Source organism: Streptomyces sp. 13-12-16 (assembly GCF_002114215.1).
Taxonomy (GTDB): domain Bacteria; phylum Actinomycetota; class Actinomycetes; order Streptomycetales; family Streptomycetaceae; genus Streptomyces.
In genome coordinates, this window is the sequence record NZ_NCTE01000995.1 from 526 (window position 1) to 1,822 (window position 1,297).

A 1,297-nucleotide genomic window follows, 5' to 3' on the forward strand; every position below is an offset into this window, starting at 1 on the left:
CCGCGTGCAGGGGGTTGACCTGGACGAACCCGGCGCCGAGGGCGCGTCCGGCCCAGCCGACGAGTTCGCCGAGGTCGGCGAGGTCGCCCATGCCCCAGGAGCGGCGGGAGAGCAGGGAGTAGAGCTGGACCAGGAGCCCGTACGAGCGCCCGGGCGGCGCGGGCAGCCCGGTCGGGGCGACGATCAGGTGGGCGTGGGCGGTGCGGCCGTCGGGGGTGGTGGCGGTCAGTCCGTGCACGCCGGGCGGGAGGTGCTCGGCCCGGTCGCGGGTCTCGCCCTGTTCGGTGCGGACGAGCAGCCGGGTGTGCTCGGGGAGCGCGGTGAGGGCGGCCGGGGTGCCGGCGCCCCAGCCGACCACGGTGGGGGGCAGCAGCCGCTCGCCGAGTTCCCGTTCGCGGGCGGTGAGGGCGGCGCGTACGGCCTCCGGGGTGGCCGTGTCCACGCCGAGGGCGGCCAGCGCGAGGGTGACGGCGGTGGCCGTGGCCGCGACCGTGCGGTCCGGGGAGGGGTGGTACGAGGTGGCGACGCCGTGCAGGGCGGCGAGCCGGGACAGGTCCTCGGAAGGGGGCTCGGCCGGCCGTGGCGCGCCCACCCTAGGGCTCCGGGCGGTACTGGGCCGGGAAGGAGTCGAGTCCGGAGGAGTCCGAGGTGTCCAGGAAGGCGTCGGACTCGCTGGTCAGGGGGGTGGCGTCGGCGAGCGGCGGTTCGCTGGTGAGGGGTTCGGCGTCGGGCAGCGGGGGTTCGCTGGTCAGCGGGACCTCGGCGCAGGATCCTTCCGCGCTGAAGACGCAGAAGTGCGGTTCCTCGAAGTCGGCGGAGGGCTCCGCCACGGGTTTGGACAGGGTCGGGGAAGGGACGTAAGCCGGTGCAGCCACAGGTGGCCTCCTCGTCGAGCACGGCGCGCGGATCACGCGGGGGCGTGCGGGTCGTGCGGGTTATCCCGCAGCCCTACCCAGGGGGCGCGATGCCAGACGCACAAAGTCTTCCAACGTGGTCCTGATCACATTCTTCCCCCGCCCCCTCCCTCCACGGTGGGACAAACGCGCCACAACGGCCACTCTCATTGACACGTTCACCGCAGAAATGGTGGGCTCGGGCTTTCTCGGTAACGGAATGGACACGGCCGCACCGGCCACCGGGCCGGGCGGCCCGTCGAGCGACCAGGAGGGCCCCGTGCGGCTACGGCGTGGCAGGACGGCGAACGCCAGGAGGACCGCCCTCGCCCTCGCCGTCCTCGCCGGGACCCTGGGCACCGGGACCCTGGGCGCCGCGCCCGCCGCCGTGGCCGCGCCGCCCG

General features: G+C 75.2%; 1 protein-coding gene and 1 pseudogene. Both read right to left on the minus strand.

The window, feature by feature from the left end:
* Nucleotides 1–592: pseudogene (locus B7767_RS33870) on the minus strand (4-alpha-glucanotransferase); the annotation flags it as partial.
* Between the two features lies 1 nt (nucleotide 593).
* Complete coding sequence (locus B7767_RS33875) at nucleotides 594–875, minus strand: hypothetical protein (RefSeq protein WP_085575448.1); 282 nt, start codon at nucleotides 873–875, stop codon at nucleotides 594–596.
* Between the last annotated feature and the right edge of the window lie 422 nt (nucleotides 876–1,297).